Source organism: Actinomadura parmotrematis (genome assembly GCF_019458805.1).
Taxonomy (GTDB): domain Bacteria; phylum Actinomycetota; class Actinomycetes; order Streptosporangiales; family Streptosporangiaceae; genus Spirillospora; species Spirillospora parmotrematis.
Genome location: NZ_JAIBOA010000013.1, coordinates 192,491 through 207,464 on the forward strand (window position 1 = coordinate 192,491; position 14,974 = coordinate 207,464).

Below are 14,974 nucleotides of genomic sequence, written 5' to 3' on the forward strand. Positions count from 1 at the left end.
TAGGGGGCGGTCAGAAGCCGGTGAGGGTGACCTTGCCGACGGCGCCGCCCGACTCCAGGACGCGGTGCGCCTCGCGCAGGTGCGCGGCGTTGACCGTGCCGAGGTCGCGGGTGGCGGTGGTGGCGAGGACGCCGTCGTCGACCAGGCGGGACACGCGGGTGAGGATGCGGTGCTGGGCGGCCATGTCGGGGGTCTGGAACAGCGCGCGGGTGAACATCAGCTCCCAGTGGAAGGAGATGCCCTTGGCCTTCAGCACGCCCATGTCCAGCGACTCGTCGTCGTCGATCGCCACGATGGCGCCGAAGGGGCGCAGCGCGTCGGCGTAGACGGGCAGGTTGCGGGCGGTGCCGGTGGTGCTGAAGACGTGCGTCAGGCCGCCGGGCGCGAGCTCGGCGAGCTGGGGCGCGAGCGGGCGGTGGTGGTCGACGGTGTGGTGGGCGCCCATCCGGCGGGCGAACTCGACGGTCTCGGGGCGGGACGCGGTGCCGATGACGGTGAGGCCGGTGAGGGCGCGCGCGAGCTGCGTCGCCATGGCGCCGACGCCGCCCGCGGCGGCGGTGACCAGGAGCGTGCCGGTGTCCTCCACGCCGACGCCGAGGCGCTCGAACAGGCCCTCCCAGGCGGTGAGCGAGGTGAGCGGCAGCGCCGCGGCCTCGCCGAACGACAGCGTCGCGGGCTTCGGGCCGACGAGGCGCTCGTCCACGACGTGGAAGCGGGCGTTGGCGCCGGGCCGGTCGATGGCCCCGGCGTAGAAGACCTGGTCGCCGGCCTCGAACAGCTCGGCCCCGGCGCCGGCGGCGACGACGGTGCCGGCCGCGTCCCAGCCGAGGACGCGCGGCTCGCCGCCGGGGTCGCTGTTCTGGCGCTGCTTGTAGTCGACCGGGTTGACCGCGACGGCCTCCACCCGCACCAGCAGGTCCCGGGGGCCCGGCTCGGGGACGGGCAGTTCGACGTCCAGCAGGCTCTCCCCGTCGTCCACCGGCAGGCTCCGGCGGTAGGCGACGGCGGGCATCGTCTTCTCGGTCATCGGGCTCCCCCCACGTTCCCTGCGTACCACTGTCGCCCTACCCGCAAGCGATCGCGCGCCACCGTGATTGTGACGGGGTTCTTACGGGCGGCGGGCGCGGGGGGCCGGAACGGGCTCCGGAGTGGTCGAATGGTGGGGTGAGCAGTGAGCGAGGGACGCCGGTCGGGCGGCGGGTCGTGCTCGGCATGGCCGGGCTCGGCGTCGCCGGCGTGGCCGTCGGCGCGGCCGTGCAGCGGGGCGTGAACCGCGCGCTCGCGCCGGTGAAGAACGTGCTGCCCGCCGCGGGCGGGTGGCGGTACTACTCGGTGACCGGGAGCGTGCACCGGCGGACGCCGCAGGGCTACCGGCTGGCGGTGTCGGGGATGGTGGACGCGCCGCGGGCGTTCTCCATGGCCGACCTGGCGAAGCTGAAGCAGACGCGCGTCACGCGCGACTTCCAGTGCGTGACCGGGTGGCGGGTGCCGCAGGTGGCGTGGGGCGGCGTCGCGCTGCGCGACCTGCTGGACGCCGTCGGGGCGAGCGGGGACGCGGCGGCGGTGCGGTTCAAGTCGTTCGACGGCCTCTACACCGAGTCGCTGACGATGGAGCAGGCGCGGCGCCCCGACGTCCTGGTGGCCACGATGATGCTCGGCGGCGCCGTCACGCACGACCACGGCGGGCCGGTGCGGCTGTTCGTGGCGCCCATGTACGGCTACAAGTCGCTGAAGTGGCTCGGCGCCGTCGAGGTCGTGGACGAGGTCGTGGCGGGCTACTGGGAGCGGCGCGGCTACGACGTCGACGCCTGGGTGGGGAAATCGAACGGACGTGACGATGAACCGACGTGAGGCGATCGAGCGGTTCACCCGCGCCGAGCGCGCGATCCACCACGCGACGGGGCTGCTGATGCTGGTCCTGCTCGCGACGGCGGCGCTGCTGTACTTCCCCGCGCTGGCGACGCGCGTCGGGCGGCGCGACCTGATCGAGACGGTGCACGTGTGGAGCGGGTACGCGCTGCCGGTGCCGATCGTGCTCGGGCTCGCCTCGCGGGCCTTCCGCGCCGACCTGGAGCGGCTGAACCGGTTCCGGCCGGCGGACTGGGCGTGGCTGCGGAGGTCGGACCGGCGGGCCGTGCGGCTGGGGCGCGGCGTCGTCGAGGTCGGCAAGTTCAACGCCGGGCAGAAGCTCAACGCCGCGTTCATGGGCGGGGCGATCGTGGTGATGCTCGGCACGGGCCTGGTCTTGGCGTTCCCGAAACCGTTCCCCGACGCCTGGCGGACAGGTGCGACCTTCGTGCACGACTGGCTGTTCCTGGCCATCGCCCTGGTCACCGCCGGTCACCTGTGGGAAGCGCTGCGCGACCGCGGCGCGATGGCGGGGATCCTCACGGGGCGCGTGGATCCGGGATGGGCGGCGCGCCACCACGCGGCCTGGGCCGCCGAGATGGAACGTGCTAACCCGGCGTTCAAACACGTGGCGGAGTCAACAATTTCTGACCCCCCCAAGCCTTGACTCTCCGCCGGAAACCGATGGAATTGGACATCGAGGCGTGGTCGGCCGGCACGCTCCCGCCGTGGGGGAGGGAACGGCCCGCCTCGCCCGGCGGCGCCCCGTTCGCCGGGACCTTTCGGGCGCGAAAGGTGTGCAGAATGCCCGCACTCGCCGACCACCGCTCCACGAGCCGCGACGATCTCGCGCGGCGGCTGGAGGCGGAGTTCCTCGATCTTCCGAGCGGCACCGTCGACCGCTGCGTCGCCGACGTCCTCGCCTGCGTGACCCATCTCGGCATCGACGCCACCCCGGCCCTCGTCGAGCGGATGGCGCGCGAGCACCTCGTCGGCAAGGTCCGGTCCGAGCCGCCGTCGGGCCGCGCCGGCCTCTGGAGCGGCGCGCCCCCTCATCGGGCGGCGCGGGCGGCCCGCGCGGCCGGCGCGGACGGCTGACCGGCCGGTCCGTCCCATTCCGGTCTCCCCGGCCGTCCCGGCCGACCCGCGGGACCGGATCTGCGAAGCTGGGGAACGTGAGTCCGCGCAGCAGCAGCCGCCGCCCGCCCGAGGACCCCGGGGGGCGCCCGGACGAGGTCGCGGCGATCTTCGAGGGGATGCTGCGGCACGCCCGCGAGCTGCTGGCGGTGCGCAGCCCGCTGGACGCCGAGCTGATCGTCAGCGAGATCCTCGGGTCCTGGTGGGGGCACCGGGTCGAGGGCGGCGACGTGGAGCGGGTGATCGGCGAGGCGCTGGTCGACCACGCGGCCCGCGCCGCGACGCCGGCGGCGCTCGCGCTGCTCACCGGGATCGGCTACCTCGGCACCCCGGGGCAGGCGGCGCGCGCCGAGCGGGCCGCGCTGGAGCTGATGGAGCGCGGCGTGCCGCGCCCCGCCTGGGCGGACCGGATCGGCACCATCGGCCACGAGGAGTGCTACGCCTCCCGCGACGTCTACGGCGACCAGGACTCGGTCGTGTGCGTCTACTCCTACGGCGGCGAGGAGCGGCACGCGCTGGTGGTGACGGTCGACCGGACCCGCCCGTCGGTGCTGCCCGGCCCGCCCGACGGGCGCCCGCCCGCGCCCGGCATGGTCCGCGACGCCTGGGTGTCGTCCAAGGTCGACAAGGTGCTGGAGCACTCCCGCCGGGAGGGCCGCGCCAACCCGCTGATGCGCTTCGAGCGGCTGGACGCGCGCGACACCCGGGCGCTGCTGCGAAGAGCGCTGGAGTTCACCGGCGAGACCCCCGACCCGCCGGTGAACGACACCTTCGGCTCCTACCACGCGTTCCTGCGGGCCCGGCTGCGGGCGCTGCCGCCCGGCGGCCGGGCGCCGCAGCCGGCGGTGCACGGCCGCGACCGGCGCGCCGCGCTCGCCGTCCGGTTCCTGGCCTCCGACGAGGCCGAGGACCTGTCGGACCGGTCGGCGGCGAGCCGCTGCGTCGACCGGATCATCGACTACGGGTGCGCGCACGACTTCGGGCGGCCGCTGCGGGTCAGCCCGGCGAAGGCCGAGATGTTCCTGCTGGACTGGCTGCCGCGCAAGGTGCTGCTGTCGCCGTCCGAGCAGGAGGCCGTGCCGCACGTGCTGGCGTCGTGGGTGCGGTGGGCGGGCGAGCGCACCGGGCTGCCCGAGGAGGGGGTGCGGGCGACGCTGGACGCCGTCTGGGACGCCACCGGCAAGTTCGCCGACGCCTACCGCGACCCGACCGCGTTCGGGCTCGACCGCGCGCTGGTCGGCCGGCTCCTCCCCGACGGCGAGCTGGAGGCGCTGCCGCGCCGGGCGTTCGCGCTGCCGTTCCTGTCGGGCAAGCACCGCGTCATGGGCCGGCACGGCTGGATCGACCTGGCCACCCTGGACCCGGCCGACCCCGCCGACCGCCGCGTCATCCTGGAGTTCGAGCATCCGGGCGCGCCCGCCGCGCACCTGGACGCGCACGAGCGGCTCACCGTCCGGCTCTGGGACGGCGATCCGCCGCAGCTGTGGGAGACCGCGCAGGCCATGCTCGACGTGGGGTTCGAGCGGCACGACATCCTGCACCGGCTGATCGAGGTGCTGGAGCGGTGCGGCGGCGACCGGCGGGCGCTGCGCGCGGCGCTCGGTGTGCTGCGTCACGAAGTGCCGCCGGAGTGACGGCCGGTTTGCCAGGACACGTCCGGGGCGACAATCATCGGGAGCTCGGGCTTGGGGTTCGGGGGACGGCCCCGCACAGAGGGAGTGATCTTGTTGGAGTGGTCCGAGTTCGCTCGGCGGCTGGGGCGCGAGCTCGCGGGCCTCGACCCGGACACCATCCTCATCGTGCGCGAACGCGACGAGAGCCGGCACTACGTGCAGGCGATGCGCGAGCCCGACCGGCTGTACGCCGAGGCGGTCAGCAACAACTTCCTGGACGGGCCGCTGCTGCTCACCCTCGCCGACGAGGAGGTCATGAGCGAGGCCGGCTGGCAGCCGCCCGCCGACCCCGCCCCGCGCAACTGGTGGACCGAGCTGCCCGGCCACGCCGCGCCCGCCGACCACGACCGGCTCGCCGACGTCATGGTCACCGCGCTGCGCGACGTGCAGGGGGTGCGGCGCCCGTCCGACCTCGTGCACGAGTCGTTCCACCGGCACGGCACCGGGCTGATCGAGCTGCTGGACTTCGGCATCGACGCCGCCGACCCCGCCCGCGTCAGCAGCCGCCGCCACACCCCCGGCGGCCCGCCCGCCCCGGCGGCGCCGGCGCCCGAGCCACTGCACGCCGCGCCGGTGCCGCCGCCCGGCGGCGACCTGGAGGCGCGGCTCGCCGCCGCCCGCCAGCGCCAGGACCAGGACGCCTACTTCGAGCTGCTGCTCGCCGCCGACCTGGTGCTGCCGGCGGTCGCCGACCCCGGCGCGGACGGCCTGCCGATCATCACGATCGGCGGCGCGACCTTCGTGACGGTGTTCACCTCCCAGCAGGCGATGGGGCCCGGCCCGTCCTATCCGACCTCGTTCCCGCTGATCGCCGGCGGCTGGCCGGATCCGGCCTGGCAGCTGGCGATCAACCCGGGGCTGCCGAGCGAGAGCCACCTGGACATCGCGGTGGTGCGCGGCCTGGCCGCCCGCCGGCTGGCCGCCGAGGCGGCGCCGCCCGCGCCCGTCCCCGGCGTCCCGCTGCGGCCCCCGCACGGCACCCGCATGTGGCGCGACGACGGCGACGGCGCCGAGGCCCCGGTCGCGGTGTACGACGCGATCGGCGGAGCGTGGGCGCAGGTCCGCGCCGAGGCGCTCCCCACTTCCCGGACCGAGTGACCGCCCGCGCGCGCGAGCGACTACCAGAATGCGGGCCGGTGCTCCGTCCTTCAGAGCGGTGGTACGGGCAGGACGGCGGCGGCGATCCGGTGGCCACGGTTGGTTACGCTGTTGCTCGTGCAGCTCCGGTACAACTTCCGCGTCTATCCGACGCCCGGCCAGCAGGTGGCGTTGGCGCGTGCGTCGGGGTGTGCGCGGGTGGTGTTCAACGACGGGCTGCGCCTGCGCCGCCAGGCCCACGAGCAGGGCCTGCCGTACGTTTCGGATGCCGAGTTGTCCCGGCGGGTCATCACCCAGGCCAAGCAGACGCCCGAGCGGGCATGGTTGGGCGAGGTGTCGGCGGTGGTGCTGCAGCAGGCCCTGGCGGACTTGAACACCGCCTACCGCAACTTTTTCACCTCGGTGTCGGGTGCGCGCAAGAGCCGCAAGGTCTCCCCGCCCCGCTTCCGGTCGCGCAAGGACAGCCGGCAGGCCATCCGCTTCACCAAGAACGCCAAATTCAAGGTGCTGGCCAACGGCCGCCTGCGGCTGCCCAAGATCGGCGACCTGGCGGTGCGCTGGTCCCGGCCGCTGCCCGCCGATCCGTCATCGGTGACGATCGTCAAAGACGCGGCGGGCCGGTACTCCGCCTCGTTCGTCGTGCAGACCGAACAAGATGAGACACTGCCGCCGGTCGATCGCGAGGTCGGGATCGACCTGGGGCTGACGCATTTCGCGGTGCTGTCGGACGGCACGAAGATCACGGCGCCGAGGTTCCTGCGGCGCGCGGCCCGCAGGCTCAAGCGGCTGCAACAGGAGGTGTCCCGCAAGCAGAAGGGCTCGGCCGACCGCCGCAAGGCCGCCGCCAAGGTCTCTCGCGCGCATGCGCGGGTGGCCGATGCCCGGCGCGACTGGCACCACAAGCTGTCCACGGCGATCATCCGCGATAACCAAGCGGTGTACGTCGAGGATTTGTGCGTCACCGGCCTGGCCCGCACTCTAATGGCCAAGAGCGTCCATGACGCCGGCTGGGCGTGCTTCACCGCCATGCTGGAGTACAAAGCCACCCGTTACGGGCGCACCTTCGCCCGGGTGGACCGGTTCCTCCCCTCCACCCGCATGTGCTCGGCCTGCGGGCGCACCGGTGAGAAACTGGCGCTGAGCGTCCGCGCGTGGACCTGTTCCTGCGGAGCAGTCCATGATCGGGACGTGAACGCCGCGATCAACATTCTGGCCGCCGGGCAGGCGGACAGGCGAAACGACCGTGGAGCGCACGTAAGACCGGGACCCGTCCCGGCGGCGCGCGACGAAGCGGTAACCCGCCCCGACGCCGCGCGGACCCCGCGCGGTGTGGAGGGAATCTCCGCCCTCTAGGACGGAGAGGATGTCAACTTCTGGAGGGACACTCCAGGATCACGGACGCGAGGTTGGGCTCGATTGGACTGGGAAGACTTCGCGGGGCGGTTGACCCGCGAACTGTCACGGCTCGCGGACGGCTGCTTCGTGATCGTCCAGGGCACCACCGGGCTGCCCTACACGCAGGCGATCCGCACCGCCGGCGCGCTGGAGGCCGAGGCGGTCGGCAGCGACTTCCTGCCGAAGCCCCTGACGGCCCGCCAGCAGCGGCGGCTCGCCGCGCTCGGCTGGGAGGAGCCCGACGGCCGCGACCGGCGCAACTGGTCGTTCCGGCTGGCGCTGCCGGGGTCGCCGCGCGACTTCGAGTACCTGGCGGGCCGCATGGTCGCGGCGTTCCGCGACGTGTACGGGCTGCGCGGGCCGCTGGAGCTGGTCTACCAGGCGGGCGGGACGCGCGCCGGGGAGGGCCTCGCGCTGCCCGGCCTCGGCATCCCCGCCGCCGTACCCGAGGGCGAGGACGCCGCGCCCGCCAAGGACGTGGAGAGCGGTCTCGCGGCCGCCCGCAAGCGCGGCGACCAGCGCCGCTACCTGCGGCTGCTCACCGGTGCGACGCTGTACCTGCCGGCCGGCGAGGACGTCGCGGAGGGCGCCGCGCACCAGTACGCGACCGCGCAGTTCGGCGACGAGACGTTCGTGCTGGCGTTCACCTCGCCGGAGGCGATGAGCAAGTCGCTGCGCGGCCAGGCGCAGCGGCACCGCGCGTTCGCGCCCGCCGACCTCGCCGCGGCGTGGCCGCACCCCGAGTGGCGGCTCGCGGTGAACCCGGGGCTGCCGAGCGCGGCGTTCCTGGACGCCGCCGCGCTGCGGCCCGCGGAGCGGGCGAAGGCGGACGGGAAGCGGTCGGCCGAGCCGCGGCCGCGTCCGGGCACGCCCGCCGCCGCGTTCGTGATCATGCAGAAGGTGGTGCGGCCCGAGCACGTCGCGCACTACCTGGACGGCGGCTACGACCGGGTCGCCGGGTACGTGCACCGGGTGGTGGACGTGCGGCGGCTGGACAGCCCCGGCCGGATCGTGCGCGCGCTCGGCCTCACCTACGAGGGCGCCCCGTTCGGCGCCGCCGACGAGGAGCTGCACGTGATCCGCTGGCCGGCGGTGAAGCCGGCGCTGTTCCGCACCCCGCTCGGCGGCATCGACGAGTGGAGCATGGGCATCGTGCCCGGCGGCTGGGTGATCGAGAAGGCGCCGTTCCCGGGCTCGGGCTACGCGCCGGGCGAGGGCGCCGCGATCCCCGAATTCAAGATCAACAGTCAGCGGCTGCCGCACGGCGCCGAGATGTACCGGATCGGCAGGGAGGGCTCGGTGACGCTCGTCGCCGGGTACGACGCCGACCGGCGGCAGTGGCGCCGCACCGCGCCGCCGTCCCCGGGGGGAGGACGATGAGCATCAGGCACGGGTTCTACGCGCGCTGGCGCGGCGCCGAGTACGAGGCGAGCCCCGACGGCGACCGCGTCCGGCTGTACGCGGGGCGCTCCGCCGAGGGGTTCGCGCGCGTCGCCGACGACCGGTACGTGCGGGTCGTCCCGGTCGCCGACGTCGACCGGCTGGTGTACGTGACGACGTTCTGCACCTGGCGCGGCGAGCCGTTCTCGATCCTCGGCGAGCACGAGGGCTGGCTGCGGGTCGAGTACACCGGCGGCCGCGCCCCGGTCGCCGAGCGGCTCGGGCTGGAGCCGTTCGACCGCGGCGTCTACCAGGGGTGGGCGCCGCGCGGCGAGGTGGGCGACCTGCACGAGGAGTCCGTCTGAGCCCGACCGAGGGGACCGCGATGCCCGTCATCGACCTCAATGCCGACCTCGCCGAGGGCTTCGGCATGTGGACGCTCGGCGACGACGACGCGCTGCTGGACGTCATCACCAGCGCCAACGTGGCCTGCGGGTTCCACGCCGGCGACCCGCTGATCATGCGGCGGGTGTGCGCGGCGGCCCGGGACCGCCGCGTCACCGTCGGCGCGCAGGTGTCCTACCGCGACCTCGCCGGGTTCGGGCGCCGCGAGATGGACGTGGCGCCCGCCGAGCTCGCCGCCGAGGTGCTGTACCAGCTCGCCGCGCTCGACGGCATCGCCCGCGCCGAGGGCACTCGCGTCGCCTACGTCAAGCCGCACGGCGCCCTGTACAACCGGATCGTCCGCGATCCGGTGCAGGCCCGCGCCGTCGCGGACGCCGTCCGCGCCTACGATCCGGCGCTGCCGCTGCTCACCCTGCCGCGGTCGGCCGTCCACGGCGTCGCGGGCGGCCTCGCGGTCGTCGCCGAGTGCTTCGCCGACCGCGCCTACACGCCCGCCGGGGGGCTCGTGCCGCGGCGCGAGCCCGGCGCGGTGATCCACGACGCGGCGGCGGTGGTGGACCGGGCGGTGCGGATGGCGGTGGACGGCACCGTCCTCGCCGTCGACGGCACCGAGATCGCCGTCGGCGCCCGCTCGATCTGCGTGCACGGCGACACCCCGGGCGCGGTCGGGCTGGCCCGCGCCGTCCGCGCCGCGCTCCTGGAGGCGGGCGTGCGGCTGGAGCCGTTCGCGTGAGGATCCGGCGGGCGGGCGACCGCGGCCTGCTGATCGAGACCGACGCGCCGCACCGGCTGAACGCCGCCGTCCGCGCCGCCGGGCTGCCGGGCGTCGTGGACGTCGTGCCGGGCGAGCGGACCGTCCTCGTCACCACCGCGGGCGACCCGGGCCGCCTCGCCGGGCTGCTGCCGGGCCTGCCGCTGCCCGACGACGACGCCGGGGACGCCGCGCCCGTCGAGATCCCCGTGGTCTACGACGGCGCCGACCTCGCGGAGGTCGCCGAGCTGGCGGGCCTCACCGTCGGCGAGGTGGTCGCGCTGCACGGCGGCGCCGACTACACCGTCGCCTACCTCGGCTTCTCCCCCGGCTTCGGCTACCTGACGGGGCTGCCGGAGCGGCTGCACGTGCCGCGCCGGGAGTCACCGCGCACGGCCGTCCCCGCCGGATCGGTCGCGATCGCCGGACCGTACGCGGCGGTGTACCCGTCGCGCTCCCCCGGCGGCTGGCGCCTCCTCGGCCGCTCGGACCTGCCGCTGTGGGACGTCGCCCGGACGCCGCCGTCGCTGCTCCAGCCGGGCACGCGGGTGCGGTTCGTCGAGGCGGGCCCGTGATCGAGGTGCTGCGGAGCGGCCCGCTCGCCACCGTGCAGGACCTCGGCCGGCCCGGCCTGGCGCATCTCGGCGTGCCGCGCTCGGGGGCCGCCGACGCGCCGTCGCTGCGGCTCGCCAACCGCCTCGTCGGCAACCCCGAGGGCGCCGCCGGGATCGAGTTCACCTTCGGTGGCGGCGCGCTCCGCTTCCACCGCGCCGCGTGGATGGCGGTCACCGGCGCGCCTGTGCCGTTCGCCGTGGACGGCCGCGGGCAGGGCGCGAACGCCCCGTGCCGCGTCCCCGCCGGGGCCGTGCTGGAGATGGGCGCTCCCCCGCACGGCCTGCGCAGCTACCTGGCGGTGCGCGGCGGCGTGGCCCCGGACGCCGTCCTCGGCAGCCGCTCCACGGATCTGCTGTCGGGCCTCGGCCCGGCGCCCCTGACTCCCGGCGACCGGCTGCCCGTCGGCGCCACCGAGGGGCTCGCCGCCATCAACGTGGACGTCGCGCCCGTCCCGCCGCCCCCCGACGAACCGGTGCTGCGGCTCCTGCCCGGCCCGCGCGACGACTGGTTCACCCGCGACGCCCTGCGCGTCCTGACCGGCGCCCCCTACGAGGTCACCGCCGACAGCAACCGGGTGGGGGTGCGCCTGGACGGCGCGCGGCTGGAGCGCGCCCGCGACGGCGAGCTGGGCAGCGAGGGCATGGTGACGGGCGCGCTGCAGGTCCCGCCGAGCGGCCTGCCGATCCTGTTCCTCGCCGACCACCCGACGACCGGCGGCTATCCGGTCATCGCGGTCCTCACCGCCGCCGCGATCCCGTCCGCGGCCCAACTCCGCCCCGGCCGGCGCGTCCGCTTCACCCTCTGAGGCGAACGGCATGGACGGCGGGGCGGGACGGGCGCATCATCGGCACATGGGACTCCTTCTGGTGGCGGGTTTCCTCCTCGTCATCGCGGTCTTCGGGCTGTTCGGGTGGTTCACCGCCGACAGCCGCGACGGGCGCGACCACCAGCCGGTCGACTGGCCTACGTCGTCAGCCTCCGGTAGTTCTCGACGGACCTTCTGAGCTCGTCCGCCGGCAGCCGCGCGTCCGGGAAGGGCGTGACGGCGGGACCGTCGCCGGTGTCCGCCCAGACGCCCGCGACGCGGCCGCCGTGCAGGACGACCGGGGAGATCCAGCCGCCGGGGCGGCTCACCTCGGCGCGGTGCTCGGGCGGGACGAGGTGCGGGGAGGACGTGCCGCCCGCCAGGACGTACTGGTCGAACGCGCCGAGCAGCCGGACCGAGGTGCCGGGGGCGGTGTCCAGCAGCCCGGCGAGGTGCTCGGGCAGGACGTGCATGCGCTCGCCCTCGACGTCGACCTCCGCGAGGTCCCCGGCGGCGGCGAACCATTCGCGGACCTCGCGCTTGCGGCTCGCGCCGCGCGTCAGCCAGGCGTCGAACGAGGCGGGGGTGGCGGGGCCGTGCGCGCCGAGGAAGGCGCGGACGACGGTGCGGGCGGCGTCCGGCACGTCCGGGAGGCCGGCCCAGCCGGGGATGCGGTGTTCGGGCGCCGTGAAGGTGACGCGGGCGCCCCGCGGCGGGCCGAAGCAGAGGACGCCCCACCAGGCGAGGGGTTTCAGCAGGGTGCCCCAGCCCGAGCCGAGCAGCTCGGCCAGGTGGGACGAGCCGGTGGCGTCCACGATCGCGGCGGTGAGCTCCTCGCGGGTGAGCGCCGCGCCGCCCGCGAGCGCGTCCGAGGCGGCCGCCGCGATCGCCTCCAGGTCGGCGGGGGTCGCCTTGAAAGTCCTCTGCCAGGACGGCTTCTCCCAGTTGCGGACGGTGCCGCAGAGCGCGAGGTAGGCGGCGGCCCCGTCGCACGGCAGCAGGTGCAGGGTGCCGCGCATCGCCCACGTCTTGACGAGGCCGGGCTCGGCGCCGAGCGGCGCGGGCGCGCCCCGGCGGAGCGCCACCGCGAGGTCGGCGGCCGAGGCGACCTGCGCCTGCACGCCGGCGAGGCGCCGCGCGACCTCGACCGGCCCGCGCCCGTCCGGCCGGTCGAGGAACTGCCGCCGCATCCGCCAGGCGAGCACCTGGCCCCACGTCACCGCGTCCACCCCCCGATGACATCACACGCCTCCGACATTCCCGCCCCACCCGCCATGACCAGGTGGTCGCCCAACGTTGACTTGCGGCGTGTTGCGCAGCGGGAGCGCTCCCACGGCGCAACACGCCGCAAGTCAACGAGGAGTGACCGGGTGGTCAGGCGAGGCGGTGGGTGAGGTCGGCGAAGGCGGCGCGGACGTCCTCGGCGGTGAGGACGGTGAGGTCGGCGGGGGTGGCGGCGGCGCCGAGGCCGGCGGCGCGCAGGGCGCGGGAGGCGCACGCCTTCTCGTACAGGGAGCGGGCGAACCGGCCGTTGCCCAGCGAGTCGATCTTGCCGGAGCCGACGGCGCGCTGGAAGACCAGGGCGAGGTCGTCCAGGGCCCGTTCCTCCCAGCGGTCGCCGCCCTGCTCGGCGATGAGCTGGGCGATCCGCAGCAGCTCGTCGGGGCCGTAGGACGGGAACCGCACCCGCGCGTCGAACCGGGACGCCAGCCCGGGGTTGGAGCCGAGGAAGCGGTCCATCTCCGCGCCGTAGCCGGCGAGGACGACGACGAGCCGGTCGCGGTCGTCCTCGGCGCGCTTCAGCAGCGTCTGCACGGCCTCGGCGCCGAACGCGTCGCCGCCCGCGTACCCGGGGTTGACCAGGGAGTACGCCTCGTCGACGAACAGCACGCCGCCGAGCGCGGAGTCCACCACCTTGTTGGTCTTCAGGGCGGTGGAGCCGAGGTGGTCGCCGACGAGGTCGGCGCGCTGCGCCTCGACGACCGAGGGCCGGGCGAGCAGGCCGAGCGCGGCGAAGATGCGGCCGAGGACGCGCGCCACCGTCGTCTTGCCGGTGCCGGGCGGCCCGGCGAACACGAAGTGCCGGGTCGGCGGGCGGGTGACCAGGCCCTGCTCCTGGCGGAGCCGCGCCACCTGGAGCTGCGCGGCGATCTCCTGCACCTGCCGCTTGACCGGGGCGAGCCCGATCATGTCGTGCAGCTCGGCGAGCGCCTCGTCGATGGTGGGGGTGTCGGCGTAGCCGCGGTAGCGCTCGGTGGCCTCGGCGAACGCCGCCTCGACGTCCTCGGCGCGCAGCGTCACCAGGTCGTCGGCGGTCGGGCTGCCGCCCGCGCCGACCACCCGCACGTCGCGGGCGCGCGCCGCGGTCTCGGTGAGGGAGCGGACGAACCGGCCGTTGCCGAGCTCGTCGACGATGCCGCGCCGCCGCACCTCCTCGAAGCGGTCGGCGAGGCGGCGGCGCGCCTCGTCGTCCAGCCGGTCGTCGCGGAGGCCGGTGTGGTAGTCGGCGATCCGCAGCAGCTCCTCGGGCCGGTAGGACGGGAAGTGCACGCGCGTGCCGAACCGGGACGCCAGGCCGGGGTTGGAGTCCAGGAACTCGGTCATCTGCGCCTCGTAGCCGGCGAGGATGATGACGAGGTTGTCGCGGTCGTCCTCGGCGCGCTTCAGCAGCGTCTGCACGGCCTCGTTGCCGAACCGGTCGGGCTGCCCCTCGGCGGCGTTGACCAGGCCGTAGGCCTCGTCGACGAACAGCACGCCGCCGAGCGCGGAGTCCACCACCTGCCCGGTCTTGATCGCGGTGGCGCCGAGGTACTCGCCGACCAGGTCGCCGCGGTGCACCTCGACGACGTGCGGGGTCGGCAGCAGCCCGAACGCGTAGAAGATCTTGGCGAGGGCGCGGGCCACCGTCGTCTTGCCGGTGCCGGGCGGGCCGACGAACACGAAGTGCCGCATCGGCTTCTCGGTGGGGACGCCGGCGGCGGCGCGCAGGTGCGCGGCCTCGATGGACGCCGCGATCGCGCGGACCTGCCGCTTGACCGGGGCGAGGCCGACCATGTCCTCCAGGTCGGCGAGGGCCTCGGCGACCGAGATGTCCGGCGGCTCCTCGCCCGCCTCGGCGGGCGGCGCGTCGGCGGCGGCGCGCTGCTCGTAGGCGGCCTGGGTGGCGGCGGGGACGCCCGCGGCGTCCTCGTCGCGGCGCGCCGGGTCGAGCGGCGGCGGCCTGCCCGGAAGCGTCATTCCCTCCCCCTTCGGGCCGTCCTGTTCCTGCACCCAGCCGGTGGCGTAGGTCTCCGCCGCCACCGTACGGCGGGCGCGCGCCCAGCGGTAGGCGAGGACGGCGAGTCCGGCGACCCACGCGGGTGCGGCGCCCGCCGCCGGGACGGTGAACACCAGCGCCGCGGTGGCGGCGGCCGCGGCGAGCAGCGCGATCAGCGCCGTCCGCCAGGGCGTGTAGCCGCCGAGGCGGAACGCGGTGAGCGCGACGGGCAGCGCGAGCGCGGCGAGGAGCGGCGTCTCGTAGTGGGGATGCGGGTAGAGGCCGCCGAGCGGGACGGACGCGGCGAGCCAGCAGGCGATGACGCCGCCGACCGCCGTCCCGGCCGGGGACCGCAGCGTCAGGTGCACGACGACGAGCAGGATCGCGGCGGCCGCGGCGGTGACGAGCACCGGCGCCTTCAGCAGCACCGCGGCCGCGACGGCCGCGGCGATCGCCACGAGCCCGGCGAGGAACCGCAGCCCCGGCACGACCTGGAAGTACCGGGACCGCAGGCGCTCGAACAGATCCCGCGCCGTGGTCACCGCCGTCGGACGGGAGCGGAATCCGCCGAACAAAGCCATCGCCCCGAGTAAACCGTAGGTATCGCCTGA

At 75.5% G+C, this 14,974-nt stretch carries 14 protein-coding genes; 11 read left to right on the forward strand and 3 right to left on the reverse strand.

Features of this window, described 5'->3' with window-relative positions:
- Nucleotides 1–10: 10 nt before the first annotated feature.
- The gene (locus K1Y72_RS21230) at nucleotides 11–1,027 is read right to left on the reverse strand and encodes a zinc-binding alcohol dehydrogenase family protein (RefSeq protein WP_220168146.1); all 1,017 of its coding nucleotides are present in this window, start codon (nucleotides 1,025–1,027) and stop codon (nucleotides 11–13) included.
- A gap of 137 nt (nucleotides 1,028–1,164) precedes the next feature.
- Between K1Y72_RS21230 and K1Y72_RS21235 the strand changes: the two genes are divergently transcribed.
- From K1Y72_RS21235 to K1Y72_RS21285, 11 genes are all read left to right on the forward strand, one after another.
- Nucleotides 1,165–1,851 carry a molybdopterin-dependent oxidoreductase gene (locus K1Y72_RS21235; protein ID WP_220168147.1) on the forward strand — a complete coding sequence of 229 codons (687 nt, stop codon included), beginning with the start codon at nucleotides 1,165–1,167 and terminating at the stop codon, nucleotides 1,849–1,851.
- Nucleotides 1,838–2,515, forward strand: a complete 678-nt coding sequence (locus tag K1Y72_RS21240) for a cytochrome b/b6 domain-containing protein (RefSeq protein ID WP_220168148.1) — start codon at nucleotides 1,838–1,840, stop codon at nucleotides 2,513–2,515. Before K1Y72_RS21235 ends, K1Y72_RS21240 begins: the two co-directional genes overlap by 14 nt.
- A gap of 137 nt (nucleotides 2,516–2,652) precedes the next feature.
- Nucleotides 2,653–2,946 (forward strand): hypothetical protein, encoded by a 294-nt coding sequence (locus tag K1Y72_RS21245; protein ID WP_258573083.1) that lies wholly within the window; start codon nucleotides 2,653–2,655, stop codon nucleotides 2,944–2,946.
- A 158-nt stretch (nucleotides 2,947–3,104) separates the two neighbouring features.
- Complete coding sequence (locus K1Y72_RS21250) at nucleotides 3,105–4,619, forward strand: hypothetical protein (protein WP_220168196.1); 1,515 nt, start codon at nucleotides 3,105–3,107, stop codon at nucleotides 4,617–4,619.
- Nucleotides 4,620–4,709: 90 nt separating this feature from the next.
- Nucleotides 4,710–5,756 carry a TY-Chap domain-containing protein gene (locus K1Y72_RS21255; protein WP_258573085.1) on the forward strand — a complete coding sequence of 349 codons (1,047 nt, stop codon included), beginning with the start codon at nucleotides 4,710–4,712 and terminating at the stop codon, nucleotides 5,754–5,756.
- 117 nt (nucleotides 5,757–5,873) lie between these two features.
- Nucleotides 5,874–7,109 carry an RNA-guided endonuclease InsQ/TnpB family protein gene (locus K1Y72_RS21260; RefSeq protein ID WP_220168149.1) on the forward strand — a complete coding sequence of 412 codons (1,236 nt, stop codon included), beginning with the start codon at nucleotides 5,874–5,876 and terminating at the stop codon, nucleotides 7,107–7,109.
- Nucleotides 7,110–7,172: 63 nt separating this feature from the next.
- Nucleotides 7,173–8,531, forward strand: coding sequence for a TY-Chap domain-containing protein (locus tag K1Y72_RS21265; RefSeq protein ID WP_220168150.1), 1,359 nt, complete (start codon nucleotides 7,173–7,175; stop codon nucleotides 8,529–8,531).
- A complete protein-coding gene (locus tag K1Y72_RS21270; RefSeq protein ID WP_220168151.1) occupies nucleotides 8,528–8,896 on the forward strand; it encodes a UCP033725 family protein in 369 nt (122 codons plus the stop codon). The genes K1Y72_RS21265 and K1Y72_RS21270 overlap by 4 nt, the downstream gene beginning before the upstream one ends.
- Before the next feature lie 20 nt (nucleotides 8,897–8,916).
- Nucleotides 8,917–9,669 carry a LamB/YcsF family protein gene (locus K1Y72_RS21275; protein ID WP_220168152.1) on the forward strand — a complete coding sequence of 251 codons (753 nt, stop codon included), beginning with the start codon at nucleotides 8,917–8,919 and terminating at the stop codon, nucleotides 9,667–9,669.
- The gene (gene pxpB / locus K1Y72_RS21280; RefSeq protein ID WP_220168153.1) at nucleotides 9,666–10,262 is read left to right on the forward strand and encodes a 5-oxoprolinase subunit PxpB; all 597 of its coding nucleotides are present in this window, start codon (nucleotides 9,666–9,668) and stop codon (nucleotides 10,260–10,262) included. Before K1Y72_RS21275 ends, pxpB begins: the two co-directional genes overlap by 4 nt.
- On the forward strand, nucleotides 10,259–11,107 hold the full coding sequence (locus tag K1Y72_RS21285; RefSeq protein ID WP_220168154.1) for a 5-oxoprolinase subunit C family protein: 849 nt from the start codon (nucleotides 10,259–10,261) through the stop codon (nucleotides 11,105–11,107). The genes pxpB and K1Y72_RS21285 overlap by 4 nt, the downstream gene beginning before the upstream one ends.
- 158 nt (nucleotides 11,108–11,265) lie before the next feature.
- Here K1Y72_RS21285 and K1Y72_RS21290 read toward each other — a convergent pair whose 3' ends face one another.
- The gene (locus K1Y72_RS21290) at nucleotides 11,266–12,336 is read right to left on the reverse strand and encodes a winged helix DNA-binding domain-containing protein (protein WP_220168155.1); all 1,071 of its coding nucleotides are present in this window, start codon (nucleotides 12,334–12,336) and stop codon (nucleotides 11,266–11,268) included.
- Between the two features lie 145 nt (nucleotides 12,337–12,481).
- Complete coding sequence (locus K1Y72_RS21295; protein WP_220168156.1) at nucleotides 12,482–14,944, reverse strand: AAA family ATPase; 2,463 nt, start codon at nucleotides 14,942–14,944, stop codon at nucleotides 12,482–12,484.
- Nucleotides 14,945–14,974: the final 30 nt, after the last annotated feature.

Coding starts and splice junctions, on each gene's coding strand:
- K1Y72_RS21230 (WP_220168146.1), bottom strand. CDS start 1,027: ATGACCGAGAAGACGATGCCCGCCGTCGCCTACCGCCGGAGCCTGCCG.
- K1Y72_RS21240 (WP_220168148.1), top strand. CDS start 1,838: ATGAACCGACGTGAGGCGATCGAGCGGTTCACCCGCGCCGAGCGCGCG.
- K1Y72_RS21245 (WP_258573083.1), top strand. CDS start 2,653: ATGCCCGCACTCGCCGACCACCGCTCCACGAGCCGCGACGATCTCGCG.
- K1Y72_RS21250 (WP_220168196.1), top strand. CDS start 3,105: ATGCTGCGGCACGCCCGCGAGCTGCTGGCGGTGCGCAGCCCGCTGGAC.
- K1Y72_RS21270 (WP_220168151.1), top strand. CDS start 8,528: ATGAGCATCAGGCACGGGTTCTACGCGCGCTGGCGCGGCGCCGAGTAC.
- K1Y72_RS21275 (WP_220168152.1), top strand. CDS start 8,917: ATGCCCGTCATCGACCTCAATGCCGACCTCGCCGAGGGCTTCGGCATG.
- K1Y72_RS21295 (WP_220168156.1), bottom strand. CDS start 14,944: ATGGCTTTGTTCGGCGGATTCCGCTCCCGTCCGACGGCGGTGACCACG.